This is a genomic window from Nonomuraea guangzhouensis (genome assembly GCF_019396345.1).
Classification (GTDB): Bacteria; Actinomycetota; Actinomycetes; order Streptosporangiales; family Streptosporangiaceae; genus Nonomuraea; species Nonomuraea guangzhouensis.
In genome coordinates this window covers 1-25,762 of record NZ_JAHKRM010000029.1, presented here as the reverse complement: position 1 = coordinate 25,762, position 25,762 = coordinate 1, and the positions used below count along the sequence as shown (strand labels likewise).

The following is a 25,762-nucleotide window of genomic DNA, read 5'->3' as shown; positions in this document are numbered from 1 at the left end:
CATTCATGATCGTGGTAGAGGAGGCCATGGCCTTGCGGTTCGAGCATCGCGACACCGAGGTCGACGCGAGCGTCGTCGACCGCGTGTGGCGCGCCCGCAGCGACGCCGACGGCACGATGACGTCCGCGGCGCGCACCTGCTGGCAGCTGATCCTCTCCCGGAGTCGGGGATGCCTGCTCGCCAGCCTGCGCGGGCCGGAGACGAGGGCGACCATCGCGCCGGTTCCGCCGGACAACGAGTTCCTCGGGGTCCGGTTCGCGCTCGGCACGGTTCTTCGGCCACATCCCGCGGGCTCGATCATCAACGGGAACGTGCCGTTCCCCGTGACGGACGCGGGCAGGGTCGTCATCGGCGGCGATGAGTGGGAGGCGCCGACGTACGAGAACGTCGAGCACTTCGTCCGGCGACTGCAGGACGCGGGTCTGCTGGTGCGATCGCACCTCCAGGAGGAGGAGCACGTACGTCCCGGGGCCGGCCCGACCGCGCGTACCCTTCAGCGTCGCTACCGCGCGGTCACCGGACTGTCGCGGACCGCCGTGACGCAGATCGACCGCGCGAACGCCGCGGCCACGATGCTGCGCGACGGCCACGAGTGGCGCGCGGTCGTCGCGCAGCTCGGGTACTTCGACCAGGCCCACCTCGCACACGCGCTACGACGCTACGTCGGGCGCACCGCGAGCGAGCTGCGGGCGGCGGGCGACCATGCCGCGATGTCGTTCCTGTACAAGACCCACCCCGGGCCCGGCAGCTAGCGTCTGCGTGCCGGCCGACCATGGCCGGCTTGTCCGCGACCCGTATCCCGGAGGGGAACCGTGCTGCTCAGCGTCAACATCTTCGTCAGTCTCGACGGCGTCATGCAAGGGCCAGGAGCCCCCGACGAGGACCGCTCCCACGGCTTCAGCCGCGGCGGGTGGCTCGTCCCGCACGCCTCGGCGCACACCAACGAGGTCGTCGAGAGCTGGTTCCGTGAGGCCGGCGCGTTCCTCTTCGGCCGTACCAGTTTCGGGCTGCTCGGCGGGTACTGGCCGAAGGTCACCGAACCCGGCAACCTGATCGCGACCCAGCTCAACACGCTGCCGAAATATGTCGTCAGCTCGACGCTGACCGACGAGGAAGCCGGCTGGAGCCCGACGACGGTCCTGCGCGGTGACGTGGTCGATGAGGTACGCCGCATCAAGGAGCTTCCCGGCAAGGAGCTCCAGGTTCACGGGAGCTGGAAGCTGGTGCAGACCCTGCACCGGGCAGGGCTCGTGGATGTCTACCGGCTGCTCCAGTACCCGGTCGTCGTCGGGACGGGGAAGCGCCTGTTCCCGGACGGATCGATGCCCGCGACGTTCGCGACCGTCGAAGACAGCTCGCGCGTGCTGCCCGGCGGCGTCGTCTCGCTGACGCTCAAACCCGCGGGCCTCGGCGCGATCTCCGCGGGCGAGTACGTCGTGGACGAGGGGCGCTCGGTGACGGTCCTCGACTGACTGCGGGGAGGCGTCGCCGGCCGCCCGGCGGCCAGCGACGATCTTCATCGGCGTGATGCGTGATGTTGGTCCGCGACCGGCGCCCGGTCAGGAGCTGATTCCGCCTTCCTCGTCCTCCTCTTCCGGCCTGAACGGCTCCAACGGACGGACGCCGAGAACCCAGGCGGCTGCGACACGCGCAAGGCACGCCTGCACCCCGTTGGGCTCCTCTTGGCCGATCGCCCAATCCATGTCCGGCGATCCCTCGCCCGTCATGATCGCGTACATGAAGTCGTTCCAGCGCCCGTACGAGCTGAGCAGGACGACCTCGTCCGGCACGTCCAGGTCGAGCACCACATAGCGGGCGTACTCCTCCGGGGATTGCGGGCAGAGGAGCATCTCCGCCGCCAGCGCCACGCTGTTGTCGCGGGTGTCCGGCCCGGCCCACGCCCACACCGGCGGCCGGCCTCCACCGTCGAGGCCACGCCGTGCCATCTCCGCCACCATCTCCTCGTAGCAGGCCCGGTAGTTCCGGACCATGATCCGGTCCCAGTCCCCGACCAGCTCGCCGGCATCCTCCAGCGACTTGAGAATCCCCCGATGCTGGACCGTCCACAAACGCATCGGGCAATTGTGCCAGCGTGGGGACAGAACGACCTACGCAATTATTCGGGAACGGCGGTCACTTGGCATCGACCCTGGGCACGATTGCGCGCGCCCAAGCAGTGATCTTGTCTATCAGCTTGAGGATGAACTCACGGCCGGAAGCGAAGAACGGTAGGACGAGCAAGGCAGGGACCATGCAAACGATGACCAGCGCCAAGGGCACGGCCAAAAGGCCGCAGAGTGCGACGCGCTGCCAGGTTGCGTTTATGACGATCATCTGCGATCCCGGTCCTACGGTCCGTTGGGTCAGTTCCCAGACGCTTGCGCGTCTTTTCCCCCCGGTACCGCGAGTCCGAAAGCACGGGCATCGCGAATGATCCAGCTGCTTCGTCAGCCCTGAATGGCACCGGCATTCCCCGTGGCTTGCCATTCTGGATCGCTTCACCAAGAACGTTAACCGACCGGCCCGAACTGAGCAAGGGCTCCGAAGTGCCGTGAGGAGACAGAGCGTGGCTGGTCGAGGCCCAGCGCCAACGACGGCTAAATCTGGATAGACACGGACATGGCTGACAGGCTCCTCCTAAGATCACGCCCATGAGGAAGGACGACACCGCCGACATCGCCAGATGGCTGTGGCACGAGGTGGACCCCGGCGACTGGTCCGGCGAGGCGCTGCGGCCGCTGAGCGAGGGGCGTAGCCGGTTGGTGCCGGTACAGGAGCATGAGCGGCAGTACGCCGGCGCCCGCGAGTTCCGCGGTCTCGTCGTCCCCCTTTCCTTGGCGGGAGAACCGTCCACCGCGTTCCGGCAGCACGCCGAGGCAGTGGAGAACGCGATCGGCGCCGCCAACAGCGTTGGCAGCCATGGCCCGACAGGCCCCTGGTACGAGCGGTCGCCGGATTGGGGAGCCCCTTTCCTGCGCTGGCGGCGGCCAGGCACCGAATCGCTTGAATTACGCGCCACCGAAACCGGCGCGGAGCTTTCCCTGCAGCCGACGGAGCCGTATGAGGAATGGCGGCAGGCCGCGTTCGAGTGGGGAGAGCCGTCGCAGTTGCCGGGCGGTTTCGTCATCGAGTATCTAGATGCCGCCAACGAGGGGCTCAGCACGCCGGGCGGGTGGCGGGTGCCTCGGTGGGCAGCAGTGCCACCTTTGCTGTCGGCGTTCATCCGCACGCTGCCCGCCGAGACGTGCGCGATCGGCAGGAACGTGAGCGTCACCGTGTTCGGGGGAAATCGCCAGGTTCTCGCCATCCATTCCGCCGAACGACTGACCGTCGTGGGCTGGTTCAAGTACTTCGTGCCGGGCGAGGGATCGGGCTGGTCGCAGCGGGTCGAACGGACCGTGCGATCGTGGACGCTCGACGCGGGCGGTCCTGGCGAAGTGGATGGCGACTGGCTGGCCCGGCACCTCGTCGAGATTCTCAGGACGGAGAAAGTGTCCTCCCTGGCGAAGCTGGGAAAGCATGTCCGCAGCCTGGAGAACGCCCACACGGTGCTCCTCGGCTTGGGGTTCTAGCGCGCCATGCCTGTTGGCCTGAGGGCCACCAGGTCTCCGCTCACGACCCACTCCTTCGGTGAGTCCAATTCCTCTCACATGCCTCGAGCCAGCGCAGGTCCGCCTGAAGCCGGAGCACGATGCCCTCCAGCAACAGCGCCGCGTCCGAGCGGTCCGGCTCGGCCATGGCGGCACGCTGGGCGTCACGCAGCCGGCGCAGCAGTTCGCGGCGCTGGGTGTCGACGATGGTGATCGGGTCGGCCAGCCCGGACGACGCCGCCGCGATCAGCTTGAGATGGAACTCCGCGAGGTCACCTCTTGGCCAGTCCACCTCGGCGATCCACTCGGCGACTCGCTGCTGGCCGCTGGGGGTGAGCGCGTACACCTTGCGATCCGACCGGTCGGCGCCCTCGGCAGTCCTCTCGACCTCCAGCAGGCCGGCCTTTTCCAGCCGGGTCAGCGTGACGTAGACGTGCCCGGCGTTCATCGCGTCACCGAGAGGGCCTAGCGCGGCGCGCAGCCGCGCGCGCAGCTGGTAGCCGTGCGAGGGCTCCTTGGCCAGCATCGCCAGCACCACTTCTTGCTGCATTGGGCCCTCCTCTAACCGCTATCTCACTATATCTAACGGTTAGCCCCAGCGGCGGCAAGCCGCGCGGCACGAGATCTCCGCTGTCACCAGTCAATCGGGGCACCCAAGCTCGTTCAACTGTGCGGGATCATGTCCCTGTGTCAGTGACTGAGTTCGCCGGTGTGACCGCGGACAAGGATCGTGGCGTCACCCCCGAGGGAGGGCTGTAGGAGTTCTGGACCTAGGACGCCACTCACGTCTACCTGCACGACACCGGCACTGGAACTGGAGTTTGTCGACGATCCGCGGTCGACTCCACCCGAGCTGTCGAAGGCGCCCGTTGTGATCTTCCGCTTCGAGGATGTCCGACTAACTCTTTGACTGGGACGGCGCCGACCTGTTCGCCCTGCACGCCTTCACGCTGTACCTAGCCTTCCACGCGCCGCGAGCAGAGGTGACCGTACGTGCGGAGTAGAGCAGAGCACCACCGGGCCCAGCTATACGGCATCGTTGCTGGTTGTCGTGGGTGGTCGTTGTAGTTCTTTGGTTTGAGAGGCGGTGCGGTGTTAGAGGGTGTGGACGAGGTGCCGTGGGGGCGGCTCGGGTACTGGTCCGGCGGGCCGGATGCGGTGCCCGGCTTGCTGCGGGAGGTCGCGGCGGCGCCGTCGGGCACGCGGGTGGAGTCGCCGGTGTGGCGGCTCCGGGATGGGCTGTTCAACGGCATAGCCTCCCGCGAGGTGCTCGACGCGGCCCCGTACCTGGTGCCGTATCTGGTGGAGGTGACGGGGATCGCACGCCAGCCTCACAGGGGTCTGGTCGTGGATCTGATGGTCGACATCGCGGAGGCTCAGTCGCACCGTGATGTGTTCCGGGATCCCGCGGCCGGGCCTGAGCCTGATCACGCGGCGCTGGCGCGGGCGGCCATGGTCGACCGTGTCGAGGCGATTGTCCGGTTGCTGGACGATGTCTCCCCGAAGGTAGTGGTGGAGGCGGCACGCCTGCTGGCCTGCCTGCCCGAGGCCGCGCCGAGGAGTCTCCCTCCGTTGCGCGCGCGTGCTGAGAAGGGGGTGAGGCCGGCTGGCGATGCCGGAGCGGTGGCCTGCGTGCTGGCCGTGGCGTGGTTGGCGGCGGTCGATCATGCATCGTGGTTCGCAGCCCTGCTAGATACCACTGCCGCGCACCGCGACCTGCGCGCCACCGCCGCAGCGGGGCTCGTGCTGGCCGACCCCACAGCGAAGCCGGACAACAACGCGGTCATCATGCTGGCCGACGTACAGGCTGACCCCGGTTCGGCGCTTCAGCGCATGCGGTGGCACGGCGACGGCATCACACCCATCAGTTCGGCTCTGCTGCGTGCTGAGCACTGGCAGCAGGCGGTGGCGCGGAAGCTGCTGGGCCATCCCGGCCAGCAAGAGATCGACCAAGCCCTCCACAGTGCACTGGAGGCGATCTGCTACTGGCGGACCGCGCCGGCCGAGCTGCTGCCGATCGTCGCCGCCCGGGCGGGGGACCTGGCGTCCGCTGCGCCGTCATCACGGCGCAGGCGCAGGCTCGGGCAGGAGGACCCGCTGGTGAGCGCGGTCAGGCTGATCGCCGAGTCGGGGCAGGCCGCTGCGGCTTATGCCGACCTGCTGGCCGCGATGCTGACCGGAGACCCCGCCGAGCCGTGGCCGGACGTGGCCGCACCCGCAGTGGAAGGGCTGGCCCGGCTCGGTGACGGCCGCTGCGTCCCCTGGCTTGCGGCCGCCCTTCTCAAGGAGTACGGCAACGTCAGGCAGCTCAATATCCGAGAAATGATTCCGGCCATGGCGTCGCACACAGACGCGCTGATCCCCGCCCTGCGGACCTTTCTCAGCCCCTCGCAGCGACACGGCGGCATGGAGTTCGTCGACTGCCTGGACGCGCTGATCTCATGGGGAGCGGCGGCGGCGCCCTTGGTGCCGGCGATCACCGCCCGCGTGTCCCCGATGTACCTTTCTGTCGCGCTGCCGCTGTTCGGGGCGATCGGTCCGGCCGCCGCCGACGTCGAGCCGCAGGTGCGTGCCATGCTCGACGATGATCATGCCGGGCACGAGGCGGCCTGGGCGCTGTGGCGGATCACCGGCGAGCCGGGGCAGGCCCCGGCGCTGCTTGCCGAGCACCTCGCACGCTACGGCGGCCATAATGCAGGCGACACCGCCCCGATGCTCGAACAGCTCGGTCCCGCCGCTGAGATCGCCGTCCCGGTGCTACGCGAGCAATTCCACGATGCTGAGCATGGCCACCTGTACGACCGGGTGGCCATCGCCCGTGCGCTGTGGGCGATCACCGGCGACAGCGAAGGACTCGTCGCGCCGTTGCTGGAGGCCATCACAGCCAGGCCGCTGCCCGCTTGGGGACTTCGCCGGCCCGCCTCCGAACTGCTCGCGGTGGAGGCTCTGGGCATGATGGGCCGGGCGGCAGTCGGGGCCGTACCAGCGCTGGAAACCATCGCATACGGCAAGGCCCGCGTGACAGACCGCGATGTCTGGGCCGACGAGCACTACCAGCACGCCGCCCAGCGCGCGCTGACCTCCATCAACAAGGCCCTTTCATAGTGATCTGGAGCACGTCCCCACGCCCTGGGGCTGGCGACGAGCGGCGAGCGCCTCCGCGTGCTGACCGGGGCCGGACAGGGCATGTTCGGCATCGGCTCGCGAGAGGCTGGCACGTGGAACGGCGGGCCGCTGAAGCTGACATCGGCCAACGGGGAGGTGGACGGCCGCGGTCCGTGGGTGACAGCGGGCGACCGGACGATGCGCTGGAACGGCCGCGCCTGGCAGCTCGTCCAGGTGCCCGGTGTCAAGGGAAAGTGGGGTTTGCGTGAGCGCTGTGGTGCCCACGCGGCCGGGCGAGTTCTGGGCGCTTGGCATGGTCGCGTGGGACGAAGAAGATCCGTCACTCAAGCCTCTGACACGCACCAGGCCGCTCGCGTTGCGATGGAAAGCCGGGAGGTCGAACTGCTTCTTCGGGCCCACCGATGAGGAAGGGAACGCTCGTTTCACCGATGCCGTGCACGATGGGCGTGGCGGGTTGTGGACGTTGACCGGTGACGGCCGTTACCCAGGATGCTCAAGGCCCCAGGCGGTTCCTTCCTTCTTGGGCGGCGAGGCGAGGTAACCGACACGCGGCACCTGTAACCCGCCACACAACTCTTCACTTTCTGCGATCAGTCAGTGGCATTATGAAATCGAAGGTCGAAGCCCGACCCGCGATTGCTCGCCTTATCGGCAAAACCAGAGGGGGCCGCGAATAAAAGCCCTGGGTAACATCTCGCTCCCTGGTCTTTATGCATGTGGGTGGAGCAGGATCGGCTAAAGACCCAGTCGTCATTGACGAAGTCGCGTCAAGCAGAGTGGTGGTAGCTGACAATTGCGAGGCGTTGACATCGATTGCACATCCCGGCAGGCTTTGCGTAACTGCCCAGGGCAGGTGGTGAACCCGGTTGTTTCGAGGTTGTTCCGAATAGCGTCTATCGATGTGTCCCCTCAGCGATGGCTGGGAATGCGTAGAGCCTCGTAGCAGTACCTGGACGTCGACGGTCCCTTTCGCCTGCCGGGCGTTCTCGCCTGTCCGGGGGGCGGAGTTCTGCCATTCGCGCGTCGCCGTCCAGAGCCAGATCTTGAGTCGGCCTGGTCGTCTTCTTTCGATGGATCGGAGATCTGATGCGCGTCGCCCTCCTCACCACGACTCAGCATGGTCACCTGAACCCGTATGTTCCGGTGGTCAATGCGCTCCAAAATGCCGGCAGTGAGGTTGCGCTGCTGCTGTTGTCCGCGGACGGTGGCGTGCTCGACGAGCAGCGTCGCCAGGCCTTGGGCAAGGCGGAGGTCCACGCGATCGGGCAGGTCGAGATGGCGCCGTGGAGCGGCGACCCGGCGAAGATCGGCCCGATGCTCCAGTCGTCGCCGGTGGCGGACCAGACGGCTGACGCGCTCCGTGCGACGGCGCCGGACTTCGTGCTCGTCGATTCGCTGCCGGTCACGGCGTCGGCCATGGTCGGCGCACAGGCGTCCGGCGTGCCGTACGGGATGATCTGGGCCAACCTGGGGGGAGTATGCCCGAGCGAGCATCGACGAGGTCGCTGGCCGTACGACGAGCAGGTCGGCGACTATCTGACCAGGCACGGGGTGTTGTGGTCGACCCGGACTCACTCGGCGCGTTCGCCGATTCTCAATTTGATGCCGACGATTCCCGCTCTCGTCGGGGACGACGCGGTCACTGACGACGGTGTGCAGCTGGTCGGGTTGCCGGGTGCGGCGGGGACCCGCGGCGACGAGGTCGCCTTCTCGGGGCTGGATCGGATCGACCCGGGCCGCCCGGTGGTGTACGTCTCCTTCGGCACGATCTTCTACCGGCGGCCGGACCTGCTGCGCACGGTGATCATCGGGGCGGCGGTGACCGGTGCACAGGTGATCGCCGCGGTAGGAGATCTCGCCGAGGAGCTCGCGCTGCCCGACGAAGTGCTCACCGCCCCGTATCTGCCGCAACGTGAGGTGCTCGAGCGCGCCGACGTGTTCATCACCCATGGCGGCTACAACTCCGTGGCGGAGTCGATCCGGGCGGCGACACCGATGCTGGTGATCCCGCTGGCGGTGGATCAGCCTGTCCAGGCGTACTTCGTGGATAGCGCGGGCTTCGGGACGGCGTTGGAGCCGGCCGGCGTCACCGAGCAGGCGGTCGCTGACGCCGTCACCGATCTGCTCGATCCCGCCCGGGACTACCGGGCCCGGCTGCGCGCCGCGCAGCCGGAGTGCGGCGATTCCGCCGTGCGTACGGCCGAGCTGGTCATGAGCACGGTCGAGACGCTACAGCGAAAGCGCGAGGGGGAGCAGTGACGATCGAGCTGCAGCGGGCGGTGGACGACCCGATCGTGGTCGATGATCTTGAGCGACTCTCGTTCCGGGTGGATCGCCGCGCCTACACCGACGACGACCTGGCCGCACAGGAGATGACCAGGATCTTCGATCGCTGCTGGTTGTACGTCGGGCACGAATCGGAGGTGCCCGGGCCGGGCTCCTACGTGGCACGCGACGTCGGCGGGCGCCCAGTGGTCATGGCGCGTGGGTCCGACGGGATGATCCGGGTGTTCGCGAACAGCTGCACTCACCGCGGGGCGCTGATCTGCTCGCAGCCGGCCGGGCAGGCCAGGTCGTTCCGGTGCCCGTATCACGACTGGACGTTCTCCAACCAGGGCGACCTGGTCGGGGTCCCGATCCCGGACGGGTACGGACCAGGCTTCAGGAAGGCGGACTTCGGCCTGGCGCGGCACCGTAGTGACAGTTACCGCGGTTTCGTGTTCGTCACCTTCGATCCGGAGCAGCCGCGCACCTTGACCGAGTACCTGGCGGGTGCGACGGACTACCTCGATCTGATCGACGACCAGTCCGAGGTCGGGATGGAGGTGATCCAAGGCGCGCAGCTCCACGGGGCTCGGGCCAACTGGAAGCTCATGATGGAGAACAGCGTCGACATCTACCACTTCCGGGCCCTGCACAAGCGTTATGTCGGCTACATGGAATCGCTGGGGTCGGTGCCACCACGACGACGAGGCGGCTTCGGCTGCGCCCTCGGGCTGGGGCATGGCGCCAACGAGCTGCCACCGGCGGCAGCCCGCCCGCTCGCCTACTGGACGCCGATGTTCGGCGACGAGGTCCGGCCGCGGATCGAGGCGACGGCCGCACGGTTCGTCGACCGGTTCGGCGCCGAACGCGCCCAACGGATCACCGGCACCAATCGTGCGGTACTGATCTTCCCCAACTTGATGATCATCGACGCGATCGCGATCACGATCCGCAAGATCGACCCGATCGGCGCCGGCCAGATGGCCATCACCTCGGTCGCCCTGGCCCCCAAGGACGAGGATCCGGACATCCGCGAACTCCGCAAGAGTCACTACCTGACGTTCCTCGGCCCCGCCGGCTTCGCCACTCCCGACGACATCGAGATCGTCGAGTCGTGCCAGCGGGGTTATCTCAACCGCACGGTCCGCTACTCGGATCTGTCACGCGGTATGAACAAGAAGGTCCCGGAGACGACCGACGAGCTTCCCGCCCGCGAGTTCTGGCGGCAGTGGGACCGGCTGATGCACGGCGACGACGGTCACCTCGAGGTCGCTCACCGAGCCGAGACGCAAGGGGCGGAACCACGATGACCACCGAGCTGATGGTCGACGAAGCGGCCCAGGTGCGGTTATGGCACCGGGTGAGCCAGTTCCTTTTCCGTGAGGCGCGGCTGCTCGACGAGTGGCGCCTGCTCGAGTGGTACGACGAGATGCTGACCGACGACATCCGCTACTCGGTGCCGGCCACCGACGTCCGCGGCGAGACGGCCGATGCGCTCGGGCTCATCGACGACGATGCCGCCCGGCTACGCCAGCGGATCGAACAACTCCTCAACGGTGAGGTGTGGTGCGAGAACCCTCGGTCGCGGACGAATCGGATGATCAGCAACGTGGAGCTCCTGACCGATCGGGGCACGCACCTCGACGTGGCGGCGAATGTCATCGTGTACCGGTTCGGGCACGGGCGCTCTGACGCCTACGTCGGAAAATACCGGTTCGAGCTCGTCGTCGAGGGCGAGTCGTTCCGGGTCCGGAGACGGGTCGTGGTGCTCGACCACGAGACGTTGTACGAGCACGGAAAGCTCAGCATCATCCTGTGAAGCATCATCCGGTGAGGCGTCATCCTGTGAGCGGACAGTGACGGCGGCCGGCCCTGGCAGCGTCCCACCCGTTGCCGCCGCCCAGCCGAGGCTCCCCCGCGAGGTCTACGTCCTCAGTGTCGTCGGTGGCTGCGTCATGCTGGGCCTGGGACTGGTGCTCCCGGTGCTCCCGGTGTACGCGGCGACGTTCGGGGCCGGGCCCACCCAGATCGGAGCGCTCGTCGCCCTGTTCGCGTTGATGCGGCTGGCCACCAGTCCGTTCTGCGGCCGGCTCGGCGTTCGATTCGGGGAGCGGCGCGTCCTGGTCGCCGGCCTGCTGCTGTGTGCGGTCTCCTCGGCCTTGGCGGCGTTCGCCGGGTCGTACGGGCAGCTGCTCGTGTTCCGCAGCCTCGGCGGCGTCGGCTCAGTGCTGTTCTCGGTGTCCGCGCTGGCGACACTCCTGGCGATCGCGCCGGCCGACCAGCGGGGCCGGGCCAGCGCCGTGTTCGAGGCAGGCTTCCTGCTCGGCGGGATCTGCGGGCCGGCGCTGGGCGGGCTCCTCGCTCTCATCTCCCTGTCCGCGCCGTTCGTGGCGTACGCCGTGCTGTTGCTGGCCGCCGCGGTACTGACACTGGCGGTGCTCCGCACCCGCCGAACCGCCGGTGCGGAGCCTGGCCGTGACGTGGTCCGGCTACCGGTCCTGCTGCGGGACCGACGCTACTTGGTGGCCTGCCTCGCGGCGTTGGCGCAGGGATGGGTCTTGTTCGGGCTGCGGAGCGCGCTGGTCCCCACGGTGGTTGTGGCGTGGCGACATGACGTGACGTGGGTCGGGTGGGCGTTCACGATATCCGCCGTCGTTCAGGCACTGTTGATCATGCCGGCCGGTTGGGTCGTCGATAAGGCCGGCCGCCGCCTCGCCATGATCACCGGCACCGGTGTGGCCGCGGCGGCGATCACCGCCTTGGTGTTCGTGGACACGTACGCCTGGCTCGTCGTCCTGCTCAGCGTGTACGCGGCGGGATCAGCGCTGCTCAACGCCGCACCGGCCGCGCTGATCGGTGACGTCGTCGCCGGCCGGGGCGGCAGTGGCGTCGCCGTCTTCTCGATGTGCACCGATGTCGGCGCCGTGGTCGGACCGGTCGTCGTAGGGCTCATCGCCGAGCGGGTGAGTGTTCCGGCCGCCTTCGGCAGCGGCGCCGCGCTGCTGGTCGTCGCCTTCGTGGCGTCGTGGACGTTGACAACTGTTCGGCGACAACTGTTCGGCCAACACGAGGGAGTTGATCGATGAATGAGCCGTCTGCCCGGCATGAGCGGGGTGAGGCCATGTTCCAGCAGGTCTTCGGCCGCGAACCGCGCCCGGGTTCCTACCCGGAGTTCCTGCGGATCACCGTCGACCACTTGTTCGGTGAGATCTGGACCCGCCCGCACCTGAGCGTCGAGGAGCGCGAACTGGTCGCGCTGACCGCGGTCACACTGGCGCGGACCGATTGGGAGTTACGCGGCCACATCGGTGCCGCCCTGCACCTCGGGATGTCGCGAGAGAAGATCGTCGAAGTCATCATTCAGCTCGCCTACTACGGTGGCTGGCCGGTCGCCAACAACGGGCTGCGCGTCGCCCAGGAGGTCTTCGCCGAGCTGGACGCCGCCACCGGGAGGCTGGACGGCGCCACCGGGAGGGACGCAGGACCATGACCAGTGAACCGTCTCCCCTCGACCCGGCCGAGAAGGTCGACCTGTGGCGCCAGCGGTTCTTCGAGGCCCAGGCGGCCGCGGAGGAGTTCATCCTGGGAGAGCACGGCGAAGAAGGCCTGGCCGCGTGGATCCAGGCGAACTCCCGCATCACCGCGCAGCTCCTGCGAGCGCAACGGCCCGCCGGGGTGTCCGCCACCGATCACTTCATGACCCGGCTGCAGCGCCAGCTGTTGCTGTACGACTCGGCGGTGACCAGTGAGCCCCAGCCCTCGGGCACCGTCCTGCGCAACGCCGACTGTGGGATCCTCCGGTACCGCAAACAGGCCGCCCGCGCCGGCGTCGTACTGACGTTCTCGTCACCGTGCCCGTACTGCCAGGAACTCAACACCGCCATCGCCGCCCGCTACGTGGAACCGGACGTCACGGTGTCGTGCGAACAGGCGGGCGACGGCTGCACCTGGCGCGCGGAATCTCCCCACGCTCCAGGATCCCCTCACGCTTCAGGTCCTCCTCACGCTTCAGGATCTCCTCATGCTTCGGGAGAGGACGCGGCCGGGTCACCGCACCGCGGCCGAGCCGGTGATTGAACCAACGGCAGTGCCGTGCGGTCGTTGGCCGGCGACCGGCTGCCGTCGAGCGTCATGCCGAGTTGCCGGCCCACGGCCACACACAGGTCGACCGCCGCCGTGCGGGTCAGGTCCTGATGATCGTTCTGGGTGAAGCACGCCGACGCCACGTTCTTGTTCTTCAGGCGCAGGTACCACGGGAACAACGAGCCCAGTGCGGGCTCGGTCAGCATCGTGCGCGAATGCACGATCGTCCCCACCAGCAGGTTGCCGAACGGGCGTTGGCTGGCGTTCATGAAGCTCTTCAAGCGTTCCTGGAAGATCTTCAGCACCGCGGGTACGTTCCCCGCGTACACCGGCATGGCGAGCAGCATCGCCTGCGCACCCTCGGCCAGACCGACGACCTGCTCGAAGTCGTCGTCGAGCGTGCACCGGCCCACCTCGGGATCAAGGCAGGTGTCCTCGCCCTCGCACATCGCGATGCGATGGTCGATCAACCGGATCCGCTGGATCTCCGCGTCACCGACCTCCCGGACGACGCCGGTGATCGCCGCCTCGAGCAGCGCGTCGGTCAGCGACGGGAGACGCTTCTGCGTGCAGGACAACGCAACGATCTTCATCCGAAGGGTCTCCCCTGTCCGCCCAGCGTCACCCAAGACCGGCCACCTCACGAAGCCCCCGCACTGAGGCAGCCTCAACCTACCCACAATTGAGCATTACCGAAACGGGTCTCGAAAGACCACGAGCAGGCGCCCTCATCGCCGTCGGGCTGTGACGCCGCACTTTTTCGATTGAGCCTCCGCACACCTGTTTCATAGGGTTTGCGGGTGACAGAACCGACTTCGCCCCCGCCGCCGATCGGGTCCGCCGAGTGGGATCGGGAACTCGCGAACATTGGGCTGGATCGGCCAGGGGTCGACGCCGATGTGAATGCCGTGCTGGCGACCACGGACGCCCATAGCGAGTTCGACCCGCACGGACTGAACCTCTTCGGGACCGATGCCGAGATCGCCGCCGACTGGGTCCTGTTGCACCAGTGGTTCCCTTCCTATGGGATTTTGATGTACCTGCGAATGTGCTGGTCGCACGGTGACCACGCGCTGCAGGACTGGATTGTGCGGCAATTCGCCGCGATGCTGATGTACGGTCCGGCGCCGGTGGCCGATTCGGCCGAGTACGGGCTCTGGGTCGACTACTTCGAGTCGCCAGAGGCATCGCAGGTCTTCACGGCGCTGACCCTTCAGCTGCCGGGGTCCCACTGGGACCGCCTGATCAGCGGCGCCGGTCCGGTGCCCTGGGACGCCAAGCATCAGGTGTTCCAGGAGGCGGCCGAGGTCCCGGCGCTGCATCCTGCGCTCGCGAGGGGCATCGCGGGTTCGTTCTATGACGTGTACGGCGACGTCGACGCCGTGGACGCGGCCCTGCTGCTCGATCGGCTCACGGTGGCGGACGAATCTTTGCTGGCGGCGCTGATCGAGGCAACCACACAGCCGCTGCGGCTGCGTTCCGGATCGGCCGTGATCGCGGACGAGTCCGATGCGGGGTGGGCGCACCCGGGGAGCTTCCTGCTTCGCGCGGCGGTGGGTAACTCGCGGGTCCGGTGGGTGCGGCAGTCCGAGCTGGTGGCCGACGGCCGGGTGTACGGTCGGCTGGCGCACTGGGACTTCCCGTTCGACCCGACGAAGATCGCGCACCGCGTTGTGGCCGCACCCGAGCCGGAGGGGCGGGTCGTGCTGTTCCGGGTCGAAGGGCCGCCTGAGCACGCTGAGCTGCTGGTGGGCCGGGAACTCGAGGCATGGCCGCCGGGTCTCAGGGAGCATCTCGCACGGTCCGTACGCTGATCTGCCCGTGCAAGTTCACCTGTGGCATCAGCAGCCGGCCGGCCTCGACCGGCTCGGACCGGCAACGGCACCAGCAGCGGACGCTCCTGGACGAAGCGTTCACCGACCGTCTGCGGACGCATCCGGATCCGGCGTCGCTCATCTTGGGCGTCCCACGCGTCAATCTGGGCGTTCAGTTCGCTGATCGACCCGATCTCGGGCACCTTCTCTGAACAATACGGAGAGTGACTCATTCGTTCTGTCCTGCGACTCACGTTGGAAGTTAGGCCTGCGGTGCTCGGCGCAGCCGAGAACGTCGAAATTCACCGCTGCGTTAGCTCTTTGCAATGTGGGCCAGCAGGTTGGCGCACTTCGGCCAGGCGATGCCGTTGAGTCAGATTCAGGCCGAAGCAGGGCTGGTGTTCGTTCGGTCAGTTGCCGAGGCTCGGTGGTGAGGCTTGCGGGCCTGGCCGAGTCCACCGGAGGCGTGGCGGGTGCGCGGCTCCAACATCCTCAGCAAGTTGACGTCGAAGTTCGCCGGCCACTTCACGTAGCGCCTCTGATTCTGCGGCTGTGAGAGGAGAGTCGCCGTCGGGTCCATCTCCGCCCTTGAACGCTGCTTCCGCGAGTAGGTTTAGCAGGCGCATGTAGATGTCTTTTGCTGTCGCGGTGAGGAACATTCCCCCGGCCTCCTCACCGAAGTACCAATCATGGAAGTCTCGCATGTACTGCTGTAAATCTTTTCGTTTTGGCTCTTGCTCCATTGGAGGCCAGTACCGAGGCAGACACTTGGAAACATGAAACAACGCCTGGTAGCGTTCCAGTCTCTTTTCTTGAAGTGTTTGATCGTACGAGTGTTCAAGTGTGAGTCTCATGTTGGAGCGTGCCGTAAGGTAAGTGGCGATCGCTCCGACAAGAGCGCCGAGGGTCGCGCCGAAGAATCCAATAAACACCGTCATCGAAACTCCCTCACGTGGTCATGATTGACACTGATATAGCACCGTCTCGGTCTGATCCAGGTCATGGTGTTTCCTCGTAGGCGGAGCTGGTGCGGCCGGCGGCGCCGGGAAAGGCGGGCATGCCCAGGTGGATGGCTGGGTTGTGGCGGGCGGCGTGCTCGTCCAGTTGGGCTAGTTTCTGTTCGGCTCCGGCGAGGCTGATTCTTCGCCGCGCCTTCCGCGACGCCGGACTCGTCCACGACGATCGGTGCGATGTGGTGGCAGGTGATTGAGTAAGGCGGTGTTGCTGTATCGGTTGCTGTACAGCACGAGGGCACCGTAACTCCATATGTAATTTCTACTCATGCGGACGCTGGCCGGCTCGCTTCTCCCGCGTCTCGGCTTCGTCGGCGGACATGGCGAGGCCGTCGCCGCTCAGGCTGAGGAAGCGGACCGCCTCAGGAGCTTCTATCAGCTGTGGATTAGTGGCGCCGTGAAAGGCGGTGTCACACACCTGGAAAAGATGAGGGCTCTCGAGCTCCAACCCGCACAAGTCCCAGACTTCATCCCGCTCAGCTTGGGGACGAGGCGGCACAGCCAGCTGGACCAGGGCCGAGCCGACTTGTAGATGTTCATACCGGGTATGCGCAGCCACGTATTTGGCCAGCCGCAGCTCGGCTTCCGCAGGCAGATCGGAGACAGGCCCTCCCGCCGGCTCGGAGTCCCGTTCTGTTGGTGAAATCAACGAGTTGACCCACTCTTGGGTCGTCCCGCGGACCTCGCCGGCGAGATCGCGCAAGCGGCCCGCGAACCAGGAGCCCAGGTCAGGTCCTCCTTTCCGTACCCAGTCTTCGACCAGCCGACGGAATGCCTCCTCACGCCTGCTCGCTCGGCGAAGCACACTTGCGGCGAGGATGGACTCCCCCGCGCCGGTGAACGCCCGGCACAGACGCCGGACCGGGATCTGACCTGCAAGGCGGGCGTAACGCACCATACGGATCTCCAGCATCGCCTGGTGCAGGAGCGTCGCAGCGGCCAACGGGCCGTCGTCCAGCGGCTCATGCCGCCGCAACGGCGATGTCCGACGAGATCGCCGCGGGCCGGTCGGGGTTCGCGCATCGAGAGCCCGGCCAGCCGCAGACAGGTGCCAGACCAGATCGTCCGGATGGACGGTGGCACGAGCCGCACGCAGGACTCCGCGTTTCCCCATCCCGATCACTACCTGACCCGTCCCGCAATCCATGGTGATTGCGGATGAGTCGCGGGAATCAAAGTGTGTATCGGTGACCTCGTCAAGCCAGAGCCGTAGCTCGACAAGGTCGTCGGTCGGCCGTTCAGCGGCATATCTGCGCCGGGCAGCCACGGCCAAGATGCCCGTCAACCGGGTGCCGATCCGTTCCAGCACCAGCGAGCGAACCTCGGCGGTGGCCAGGTCGTAGTCGACGCCGATCCCCGCGGCGACCTCCGTCGTCAGCGCCACCGTAGGCGCCATCACTACGCCCGGTAATCACGGTGGTGACGGTCACTCTCCACCGGCGCATGCAGTAATGACTCCACGTCGTACCCGGCGATCGCGGACTGCTCCACCATCCACGTCCGCCGTTCCACGCCGAGAGCGGCCATCCACTTCAAGGCGGCACGTGCCCGCCGATCACGGCCCCACGATGTACGAGCGGCCAGTGCGCGGAACAAGGGGAAGGTGTTGTTGTCCCACACGTCGGAGACCATGTGAATGGTTTGGCGATCGTAGGTCCTGGCGTCCGCCGAAGCCTCCGCCATCTGCACAAGCGAACGGTCCAGCAACGCACTAAACGCGCTCGCCGCCACCGCGTTCCCGATCATCCCCACACAGATCATCATGCATCGGGACTCAGAGTCAGGGCTCCTTTCACGCAGCCGGCAATCTGCGGCGACCCGCCATAAAGCCGGTGCGCGCAGTGCAGGGCTCACCCCAGACGGCTCCTTCCATACCCTAGCGACGAACGTCCGGGTTCATGCGCTGAGCTGCGGCCTCGGCGACTTCGACGACCGGCCGTACAGCTCCCGATAGACCTCGCGCAGTTCGACGGCTTCGGTCAGGCCGTGCTCCTCGACGCCCGCGATGACCTCCCTGGCCCGCCAGTAGTTCGAGGGCACGAGCAGGCCGCTCATGACCGCCTGGAGGGTGATGTGTCCGGCCTCTCCCGGCTCGTCCGTGGCGAGCAAGGCCAAGGCCAGATCCAGACGCGCTGACGCGGCTCGACGCGGGCGCGGCCCGCCGTCCTCGGCGGACTCCAATCGTGCGAGGACCTGCCGCGCGTAATCCACCGCCACGGGATCGCCCAGCCACGAGAGCGTCATCGCGGTATAGGTCTCGCACTTGGCGGGGTCGTAGCGAAAGTGGTGCTCTGGCCGGTCCGGCATGGGCATGGGAGAGACCATCCGCTGGATGCGGGTGAGCGCTGCCCTGGTCTCGGTGCCCTTCCCCATCCGGGCCCACGCCCGGCCTTCCTGCCCGGTCGCCTGGATGTAGGCCGAGCTGCCACGAGGGGCCACGTCTTGCGCTCCCTGGGCGAGGATCAGGGCGTGCTGGTACTCGCTCTCGGTGAGGGCCTGCCACGCCTCTGTTTCCAGGCACCACGCCTTGATCTCAGGATGCTCGGCATGGTCGGCCAACTGGCCCGCCGTCCGCAGGCGTGCCGCGGCGGCTGGGTATTGGCGCAAGTCGATGTGGCAGGTTGCCGCGAGCAGTGACAGCCAGCCGCCGGCCACGAGCAGACGCCGGTGCTCGGCGAGGGTCTTCTTGCCGTCGACGAGCCGCACAACGTACTCCAGGTGCCGCCTGACACGCCCGAGTAGCTGGGCCGGCGGTGTGCGAGGGTAGGCCGACGCCAGATCATCCACGGCGAGCTCCAGTCGTTCCAGGGTTTCCCGGCCGACGTCGCTGGCCCCTGCGTGGCGGGTGAGCTCGATCGCGTCGATTTCGTCGCCGAGGTACGTTTCCTCATCCTCGTCGTTGAAGAGGGCGTGTTCGCTCAACCCGTACACGCGGCAGTACAGCTCGGCGTATTCGTCGTCCGGCCGGTGCTTGCCGCACTCGTGATCCCGGATCCTGCGCACCATGCTCTCGGGCTCGGGCAGAACCCTGTCGGCGACCCTGGACAGTCGCACCGCGAGATCCCGTTGAGACCATCCTCGCGTGGTCCGCTCGGTGCGTAGCCGACCGGCCCAGGCCGGAACCTTGCTCATCGTGCACACCTCCGGGGACGGACGGACACAGGCGGATAGCCGGGTGCGCCTCCGGTGTCCTCTCCCGGAGTCTTACCACGGGCGACTGTGATGGAAGCGTGCACCAGAACACGAACAACCACCACGCGATGACCGACACCGAACCGCGCGCGCTCATCCAGACCTCGGAACCGAACGTCCGCCAGGGGCGTCGAGCGGGAATGCCACGCGGCGGCGTCCCAGGTTCCAAGCGTCGGATAACGCGTAGGCGGGGCATGATCGAGCACTACAGCGCGGCGGGCGCCGCAGCCGCTCCTTGCGCTAATCGCAGCCGATCATTAACAGCATCGCCACCACCATGAGCACCGGGCTGCGGGTTGTTAGCGGTCATGTGGAAACCTAGGTGGACGGACACGTCATTCCTGGTAGATGGCCGTGTGACTCCTGCTGGGCGGCCACGAGATCTCCAGGTAGACGGACAACTCCACAGGGCTGAGATGCGGGGCCGCGGCCAGGCATAGCCAACGATGGCGAGGCCCTCGGGCTCCACCAGGCGGCGCTGAGCTTGGTGCGCGATGCCGTGAGGCCCGACGAAGGAGGGTCTTGCGGCTCCGATCGCCCCAGCCCGTTGGGAGGTCACCGAAGTCGGCGATCGTGACGGTCTCAGCTCGGAGCCTTCCGAAGATCACTATGTGCACGGACAGATGGCCGTCCAACGGGACGCGTAGTGTCCGCCCACCTGGAGGTCGAGTGGCCATGGATCTGGATCGTCGTGGCCACCTACCTGGAGGAACTCGTGTCCGTTCACACGGGTGCAGGCCGCGCTCGACACCGGCACTCATCCGCTTGGCGCTCGTGTCAGTGACGCCGATCTGGCTGCACTGCCCCTGACCCGGCACATCTTCCACGGCGACTGGAACTACACCCTGCGCCCCGCCCTGGACGGTGACCCAGACTCCACCGAGGAGGATCAACCGGCCGAGCGGTGGCACCCGCAACTCCTGTCCGTAGCCGCCATGTGCTCGCATGTGGGGATGTCGCTGTCAGCGTTGCTGTCACCTCGGCCATGGCTTCCCGACCGCAAAGGCTGCGGCGGCGATCGCCCCCGCTCTCGACCACGAGAATGGAGGCAGGCGATTGTCACAGCCTCACCACTGCCTGGTCGATAGTGCGTCCGTGGCCGATAATCTGCTCATCTCTATGCGCCTGTGCCAGGCGATGGACACCAGGGGCCGTCCTATGCCCGGCATGAGAGCGCGGCTAGATCATGGGATTCTGTGGCGTGGACTCGGTAACACTGCACGTGGCGGCACGCCGGTATCTAATAGAGCGCTACGACGAGTTGGCCGACAGGTACGTTGAGCTGCCCAACCAGGGGCGGGCGGTGGGCGGGTATGACTACAGTCCCGAAGCCTGGCGCATCTTCCCTCGCTACAACGTGGTCGCAGCGATCCTGGAACAGGTGGAGCGGCTTGATCCAGACCGGCTGCCCGAGTTCTCCGGCCTCGTCGACGCTCTGGCAGAGGCGGCCGACACGGCCCAGTCCCCGTTCACCCAGCCGGCGTCCAACGAGGTGGCGGCCAAGACCATGGCTGAGGAACGCCGTCTGTTCCAGTCGACCCTGCAAGACTGGGTTACGCGGGGCGGCCTTCGGGTGACACCGTTGGCGTACCGGCGCGTGTTGACGCCTGCCGAGTCGGCCGAACGGCAGGAACAGCTGCAGCAGCGGTGGGGGCTGGTGGGCATGTCGTGGCACCCGATGCTCGCCGAGCCAACCCCGCCCGACGCGCTCGTGCTGACGGAGGCATCGATGTGGGATGAGCAGGGACTCGCCCAGGTGCGCGCCACACTGCTCCAGATGAGCGGCGGCCGTGTGACAGAGCTACGCGAGTACGGCGCGGACTACCTCGTTGACGTGGAGATGTTTGCACCCCGGTACACAGGCGCCGAGGGCGTGTGGAGCGATGACGCGCCTACTTGGATCGCGTTCGCTTCCCACGAGGGAACTGTTGCCTTCGGTGGCCAACTCGCTGCCGCCCTCGAAGCGGAGTGGGTCGACCTCGACCGATGGCGTTGGTCAGCCTGAGCCGCTCCGGCTTCGATGGACGCTTGACCTCTGATCCGTAGGGAAAGGTAGACGCCTTGTCAGTGGCGTCCCGCCCTGGTCAAGCAGTGGATGCTGATCGGTAGCACGCGGTCGCGTTTGGCGGTGTTGCTGTACGGCGCCGCTGTACAGCACCCCTGCCCAACGTGCTTCGCCGCTGGGGACGGGCCACCTCGTCCTTCCGGCTTGTCAGCCGGCAACGCTCTGTACCGTTGTTCGCAATCTCGCCCATGTCTCCCCGTGTCTTCTCGTGCCTGATCGGCCCGATCGGAGGAGGGGTGGTCAGGGCTCCAAGGTGCCGACCATCCGACGGCACGGTGGTGACGCCTGAGCCGAAGGCCGGACTCGTCATCCGGCAGAGGTCTATTCTGAGGATTAGGCGTTCCGGAACCCGCCGCCAACGACACGAGGACGCCGACCACCTATATCAGGGTCTTGACCTGCAGTTCCAGGGTGGAAAGGGTTCAGTTGTATCGGTAGCGTGGAGGCGTCGATGTCCACCCCGCATCAAGACAGCGAGGCGCTGATCCCTCGCCCGCCACTGACCACCGCCGCCCTCAGGGCAGCAGTTGCCCAGATCACTCCGGCCTACCTCAGCCAGTTTGTCGACCACCTCGACCAGCCGACAGAGCAGGCGGCGCGGCAGAGCACCGTGGCGCCTCTGCAGAACTTCTTGCAGCAATGGGGTGAGTTTGTGGCGATTCAGCGCTATCCCGCCCGAGCGGCCCGCCTGCACGCATTGGAGACGGAGGTCGCCACCGCGACCGACAGAGTCAAGTTGGACTCAGCCTTGGCCGAAATCAACGAGATCACGACATCCGCACGCCGAGAGGTCGTCGGTGAGTGACGTCTGAACCTGGGAGTACAACCCGACGCTGAGCATGTCATTACTGGGCTTCCTCCGACCGTCATCCTTGAAGTTGAGCGGCTTGCCGACCAACTCGCAGTTCTCGGGAAGGATGCGGTCCGCGCTGGTAGAGGCCCGTTGCATGGGGGCGGTCTTCGGATGCTCGATCTGTTCGGCGGCCGCGGGTTCCTCAACTTCATCGTCGCGGAGCATCTGCGCGTTGTCCTGATCGTTCGCGTTACCTGGATAGATTGACGCGCCCTCGCCTACATCTCAGAAAAGTCGAAAAGGGCCGCGCTCAGGTTCTCCCTGGCGGAGGGGCCTTGAGCATGTGTGCCACCGGAGGTACTCGAAACCCCAGCCTTCTGATCCGTAGCCAGTTCGAGAATGTCCACTTGCGTCTACCGGCGCCGGAAATGCCGATAGAAAGGGGCATCTGACTACGAGGGTCCGCCACCGTCCACGAATGAGTACAGGAACGTACTGCGAACTGCAGAGAACTACGTAGTTGAGCCGGCGCGGCACGGTCTCGCGCCTCTAGTCAATTTGATTTGTGCACCACTTCGCGTCCGAGAGACGGCCTAAGTCGAAGTAGATGGTTCTCGCTGCTATGTACTGATCCCTGGCCTCCTGGTACCGGTTACGCAGACGATGGAGGGTACCCAGTTCACCGTGGGCGTTAGCCTTGCCAAGTCGGTTACCGATGACCCGATAGAGCTCCAATGCCTCCTCCGTCTCCCGCTCAGCCCGGAGGTAATCACCCTGCAGACGATAAAGAATGCCCAACTCGCCATGAGAGTAGGCATTGCCAAGTCGGTTACCGATAGCCCGATAGAACTCTAACGCCTCCTCCGTCTCCCGCTCAGCCCGGAGGTAATCACCCTGCAGACGATAAAGAATGCCCAACTCACCATGGGCATTCGCCGCACCCCAACGGTTGCCCATAGCCCGGTAAAGCTCCAATGCCTTCCTGGCCTCCTGCTCGGCATGCGAGTAGTCGTTTTGCAGGGGATACAAAATACCCAACTCACGGCCAGCATGGGTATCACCCCACCTGTTGCCGATGACCTGATAAAGCTCCAGGGCCTTCCTGGTCTCCTGTTCAGCTCGCGGGTAGTCATCCCGCTCACGAGACAAGATCCCCAATTCGCGGCGGGCGGGGGGCTCGCTGATTCGATTACCGATGGCCCGATACAGCTCCAGCGCCTCCCCAGTCTCTTGCTCGGCCCGCAGGTAATCACCCTGCAGACGATAAAGAATGCCCAACTCACGGCGGGCGTAGGTTTCACCCCATCGGTTACCAATGGTCCGATAAAGCTTCAGAACCTTCCCGGTTTCATACTCGGCCCGCGGGTAGTCGTCTTGCAGGCGATACAAAATACCCAACTCGCCGTGGGCGTAAGTCTCACCCCACTGATCGCCGATCGCCTGGTACAGCTTCAGGGCCCTCCTAGTCTCCTGCTCGGCCTGCGAGTAGTTGTCTTGCAGGCGATAGAGAATACCTATCTCACGGTGCGCACTGGCCTCGCCGAACCGGTTGCCGGTGACCTGGAACTGCTCTAGGGCTTTCCTGGTTTCCCGCTCGGCCCGCAGGTAGTCGTCTTGCAGGCGATACAGAATACCCAGGTCACGGTGAGCGTAGGCTTCACCAAGTTGATCACCAATGACCTCGAAGTCCTCCAGGGCTTTCCTTGTTTCCCGCTCGGCGGGTGAGTAGTCATCCCACAGACGATAGAGAATACCCAACTCGCCGTGGGCGTAAGTCTCGCCCCACTGATCGCCAATGGCCCGGTACAACTCCATGGCCTTCCTGGTTTCCTGCTCAGCCTGGGGATAGTTATCCCACAGGCGATACAGAATTCCCAAGTCGCGGTGAGTGTGGGCCTCGCCGAGCGGATCACCAATGATTCGATACAGGTCTAGGGCTTTCCTGGTCGCCTGTTCCGCCCGCGGGTAATCGCCTAGTAGCCGGTAGACGGCGCTGCGCCAGCGATGAGCCTTGGCTGTCCTCGATTGGCTGGTGGTGCGATCAGAGCTACGCAGAGCTCGGGTCAGGAGCCGTGCGGCTTCTGGGAGTGCCCTGTCGAGACAGGCCAGTCGTCCTTGATACAGATCGATGATGCTGGCCATGCCGGTTGCCCGCAGGCGGGGGAAACCACCGGTTTCTGGAGCTGTCGCTGTATCGATCAGGACGCGTGCGGTCGACAGGTCATTGCGCTGCAGTGCTTGATCAAGGAGTTCCTCCCAACGCTCTAGACCAGCGGGATCGCCGATGGCGAAGTAATGGTAGGCGGCTTCCGCAGGATTGTTGTGGGCGGTATACCAGGTGGCGGCGGCCTGGTGGAGCGCGGTCATAGTGTCGCTGTGATGACCATCAGCCAGGAAAGCCGCCCGGACTAAGCCGTGGATGCGCAGCCAGGTCTTGTGATTGGCTCGGTCGGGAATACGCTGAACGAAAGAGTAGCGACACAATTGACCAAAGGCATCATTGTCGACCGGAGTGGGAGCCAAAACTGCGCGTAGGCCATCGAGGGTGATGTGTCGCAGCACCGCTGCGGCCTGCACGAGTTTCTGCTGGCGGGGATCTAGCCGGTGCAGGAAGGACCGATGCAGCCAGTCATGAATAGCCGAGTCCTGGGCCCCATCCATCCATCCCGCATCCACCCCAGACTGCTGTCCTTCGCGGTAAACGTCCGCCCACATACCCAGCCATATCGGCGTTCCAGAGCATTGCCGATGCGCCAGGGCTGCTAATTGCGGGTCATCTAGCCCGCGCCCAGCCAGATAGGCCGTTGTTTCGTCACGACTCCAGGCTTCCAGGTACAGGATGTCAGCTATCGCACGCAGCGCACCGGGAAAGCTGGGGCGCTCCCACCCGGCCGTGATGATCCTTAGATCGGGGGCGACCTCGATAAGTTGAGGCAGGATTTTATGCGTCACCCAGTTGAGCAACTCTTCTCGCGATGTACCCGCTGACAACCCGTCATGCCGGGTCAGCCATTCCAGGCCATCCACAGTAAGAAGTACTCTCGACAGCCGAAGATCCGCGATTGCGTTCAGAGCAGCGTCAACAAGCGCAGCACGATAGGCCACATAAAGATCGACTGCCGGATGTCCTCCCTGATGGGAGATGGGTGACCCGGTAATGGTGCTGCCGTCGGAGGCTGTCATGTGGATCTTGATATCCGCGTGCGACAGGCGGAGCTGCTTCTGTGCAGCCCGTACCTGATCGGTGAACCGGTCGTGGCGCAGCTTCTGCTGCCGCCTGCTGGTAGATCCCAAACGGAGCAGCGTGCGGACCAGATCGTCAAGCAGACTTTGATCCAGGCTATCAGGCCGGTCCCCAGTGGCTCCGGAGCTTAGATCGATGGCCGCATGTCGATAACCGCTATCGATAGCACGTCGACTGATCTCGGCCAGCAAAAAAGATTTCCCGATCCCAGAGGTGCCACAGATACCGAGGATGCGCACGTCCGATTCGGGAGCGAGCATTGCCTCTGCCTCAGCGAGCTCTCTGTCTCGTCCGACAAAAGAAAGCCCCCGCATCGTGCCATCACCCGCCCTAGCATGAGGAAGAATCACCTTACGTGAGGAAGGTCCGTATGCCTAGATGGATGCGGCCAGCGCCGCTGGCGGCACTTGGCGCCATCCTTTCAGCGATCGTGGGCGGCCTGGTCAATGTGGCTCTTCGAAGTTAAGCGGGGTTGAGGTGTCCGCGGCCTTTTCGGGTGGTGGCGCAGCGGGTGCGTAGTCGCTGGTTTCCTGGGTTGCGGAAGCCGTAGGCATCGCGGGCGGTGGTCTTGATGACG

At 66.0% G+C, this 25,762-nt stretch carries 22 protein-coding genes and 1 pseudogene; 14 read left to right on the top strand and 9 right to left on the bottom strand.

The features are described 5' to 3' along the window. The first annotated feature begins 5 nt into the window (after positions 1-5). On the top strand, positions 6-752 hold the full coding sequence (locus KME78_RS45760; RefSeq protein ID WP_219536231.1) for a helix-turn-helix domain-containing protein: 747 nt from the start codon (positions 6-8) through the stop codon (positions 750-752). 60 nt (positions 753-812) lie between these two features. After that, the gene (locus KME78_RS45755) at positions 813-1,472 is read left to right on the top strand and encodes a dihydrofolate reductase family protein (protein ID WP_219536230.1); all 660 of its coding nucleotides are present in this window, start codon (positions 813-815) and stop codon (positions 1,470-1,472) included. Positions 1,473-1,559: 87 nt separating this feature from the next. On the opposite strand, the gene KME78_RS45750 is transcribed toward KME78_RS45755, so the two are convergent. Both KME78_RS45750 and KME78_RS45745 read right to left on the bottom strand, forming a co-directional pair. Continuing rightward, a complete protein-coding gene (locus tag KME78_RS45750; protein WP_219536229.1) occupies positions 1,560-2,075 on the bottom strand; it encodes a DUF3841 domain-containing protein in 516 nt (171 codons plus the stop codon). Positions 2,076-2,133: 58 nt separating this feature from the next. Then, positions 2,134-2,334, bottom strand: a complete 201-nt coding sequence (locus KME78_RS45745; RefSeq protein ID WP_219536228.1) for a hypothetical protein — start codon at positions 2,332-2,334, stop codon at positions 2,134-2,136. Between the two features lie 317 nt (positions 2,335-2,651). Here KME78_RS45745 and KME78_RS45740 point away from each other — a divergent pair, with 317 nt between their 5' ends. Further along, on the top strand, positions 2,652-3,572 hold the full coding sequence (locus KME78_RS45740) for a hypothetical protein (protein ID WP_219536227.1): 921 nt from the start codon (positions 2,652-2,654) through the stop codon (positions 3,570-3,572). Positions 3,573-3,612: 40 nt separating this feature from the next. Here the strand turns inward: KME78_RS45740 and KME78_RS45735 are convergent, their stop codons facing one another. Continuing rightward, the gene (locus tag KME78_RS45735) at positions 3,613-4,140 is read right to left on the bottom strand and encodes a PadR family transcriptional regulator (protein ID WP_219536226.1); all 528 of its coding nucleotides are present in this window, start codon (positions 4,138-4,140) and stop codon (positions 3,613-3,615) included. Between the two features lie 542 nt (positions 4,141-4,682). On the opposite strand from KME78_RS45735, the gene KME78_RS45730 reads away from it, so the two are divergent. From KME78_RS45730 to KME78_RS45700, 7 genes are all read left to right on the top strand, one after another. Further along, positions 4,683-6,695, top strand: coding sequence for a hypothetical protein (locus KME78_RS45730; RefSeq protein WP_219536225.1), 2,013 nt, complete (start codon positions 4,683-4,685; stop codon positions 6,693-6,695). Positions 6,696-7,802: 1,107 nt separating this feature from the next. After that, complete coding sequence (locus KME78_RS45725) at positions 7,803-8,975, top strand: glycosyltransferase (protein WP_219536224.1); 1,173 nt, start codon at positions 7,803-7,805, stop codon at positions 8,973-8,975. Next, positions 8,972-10,291, top strand: a complete 1,320-nt coding sequence (locus tag KME78_RS45720) for an aromatic ring-hydroxylating oxygenase subunit alpha (RefSeq protein WP_219536223.1) — start codon at positions 8,972-8,974, stop codon at positions 10,289-10,291. The genes KME78_RS45725 and KME78_RS45720 overlap by 4 nt, the downstream gene beginning before the upstream one ends. Continuing rightward, positions 10,288-10,800 carry an aromatic-ring-hydroxylating dioxygenase subunit beta gene (locus KME78_RS45715; RefSeq protein ID WP_219536222.1) on the top strand — a complete coding sequence of 171 codons (513 nt, stop codon included), beginning with the start codon at positions 10,288-10,290 and terminating at the stop codon, positions 10,798-10,800. Before KME78_RS45720 ends, KME78_RS45715 begins: the two co-directional genes overlap by 4 nt. Before the next feature lie 37 nt (positions 10,801-10,837). Further along, positions 10,838-12,067 carry an MFS transporter gene (locus KME78_RS45710; RefSeq protein ID WP_219536221.1) on the top strand — a complete coding sequence of 410 codons (1,230 nt, stop codon included), beginning with the start codon at positions 10,838-10,840 and terminating at the stop codon, positions 12,065-12,067. After that, positions 12,064-12,471: a carboxymuconolactone decarboxylase family protein gene (locus tag KME78_RS45705; RefSeq protein ID WP_219536220.1), complete on the top strand. Its 408-nt coding sequence runs from the start codon at positions 12,064-12,066 to the stop codon at positions 12,469-12,471. The genes KME78_RS45710 and KME78_RS45705 overlap by 4 nt, the downstream gene beginning before the upstream one ends. Continuing rightward, positions 12,468-13,058 carry a hypothetical protein gene (locus KME78_RS45700; protein WP_219536219.1) on the top strand — a complete coding sequence of 197 codons (591 nt, stop codon included), beginning with the start codon at positions 12,468-12,470 and terminating at the stop codon, positions 13,056-13,058. The genes KME78_RS45705 and KME78_RS45700 overlap by 4 nt, the downstream gene beginning before the upstream one ends. Here the strand turns inward: KME78_RS45700 and KME78_RS45695 are convergent. After that, the gene (locus KME78_RS45695) at positions 13,001-13,657 is read right to left on the bottom strand and encodes a flavodoxin family protein (protein WP_219536218.1); all 657 of its coding nucleotides are present in this window, start codon (positions 13,655-13,657) and stop codon (positions 13,001-13,003) included. The two genes, KME78_RS45700 and KME78_RS45695, sit on opposite strands and share 58 nt — an antisense overlap. 207 nt (positions 13,658-13,864) lie before the next feature. Here KME78_RS45695 and KME78_RS45690 point away from each other — a divergent pair, with 207 nt between their 5' ends. Then, entirely contained in the window at positions 13,865-14,878 is a 1,014-nt protein-coding gene (locus KME78_RS45690; RefSeq protein WP_219536217.1) for a hypothetical protein, read from the top strand. Between the two features lie 410 nt (positions 14,879-15,288). Here the strand turns inward: KME78_RS45690 and KME78_RS45685 are convergent, their stop codons facing one another. The 4 genes from KME78_RS45685 to KME78_RS45670 all read right to left on the bottom strand — a co-directional run bounded on the left by KME78_RS45685 (position 15,289) and on the right by KME78_RS45670 (position 19,023). Then, on the bottom strand, positions 15,289-15,816 hold the full coding sequence (locus KME78_RS45685) for a hypothetical protein (protein WP_219536216.1): 528 nt from the start codon (positions 15,814-15,816) through the stop codon (positions 15,289-15,291). A 337-nt stretch (positions 15,817-16,153) separates the two neighbouring features. Next, entirely contained in the window at positions 16,154-17,275 is a 1,122-nt protein-coding gene (locus KME78_RS45680) for a hypothetical protein (RefSeq protein ID WP_219536215.1), read from the bottom strand. A gap of 14 nt (positions 17,276-17,289) precedes the next feature. Beyond that, positions 17,290-17,643, bottom strand: coding sequence for a hypothetical protein (locus tag KME78_RS45675; RefSeq protein WP_219536214.1), 354 nt, complete (start codon positions 17,641-17,643; stop codon positions 17,290-17,292). Between the two features lie 144 nt (positions 17,644-17,787). Beyond that, positions 17,788-19,023, bottom strand: coding sequence for a helix-turn-helix domain-containing protein (locus KME78_RS45670; RefSeq protein ID WP_219536213.1), 1,236 nt, complete (start codon positions 19,021-19,023; stop codon positions 17,788-17,790). A gap of 788 nt (positions 19,024-19,811) precedes the next feature. Between KME78_RS45670 and KME78_RS68470 the strand changes: the two are divergent. The 3 genes and pseudogenes from KME78_RS68470 to KME78_RS45660 all read left to right on the top strand — a co-directional run. Beyond that, a pseudogene (locus tag KME78_RS68470) lies at positions 19,812-20,009 on the top strand (ISAzo13-like element transposase-related protein); the annotation flags it as partial. A gap of 275 nt (positions 20,010-20,284) precedes the next feature. Then, positions 20,285-21,088, top strand: a complete 804-nt coding sequence (locus tag KME78_RS45665; RefSeq protein WP_219536212.1) for a hypothetical protein — start codon at positions 20,285-20,287, stop codon at positions 21,086-21,088. A gap of 511 nt (positions 21,089-21,599) precedes the next feature. Continuing rightward, complete coding sequence (locus KME78_RS45660) at positions 21,600-21,953, top strand: hypothetical protein (RefSeq protein WP_219536211.1); 354 nt, start codon at positions 21,600-21,602, stop codon at positions 21,951-21,953. 537 nt (positions 21,954-22,490) lie between these two features. Here the strand turns inward: KME78_RS45660 and KME78_RS45655 are convergent. After that, positions 22,491-25,445, bottom strand: coding sequence for a tetratricopeptide repeat protein (locus tag KME78_RS45655; RefSeq protein WP_219536210.1), 2,955 nt, complete (start codon positions 25,443-25,445; stop codon positions 22,491-22,493). Between the last annotated feature and the right edge of the window lie 317 nt (positions 25,446-25,762).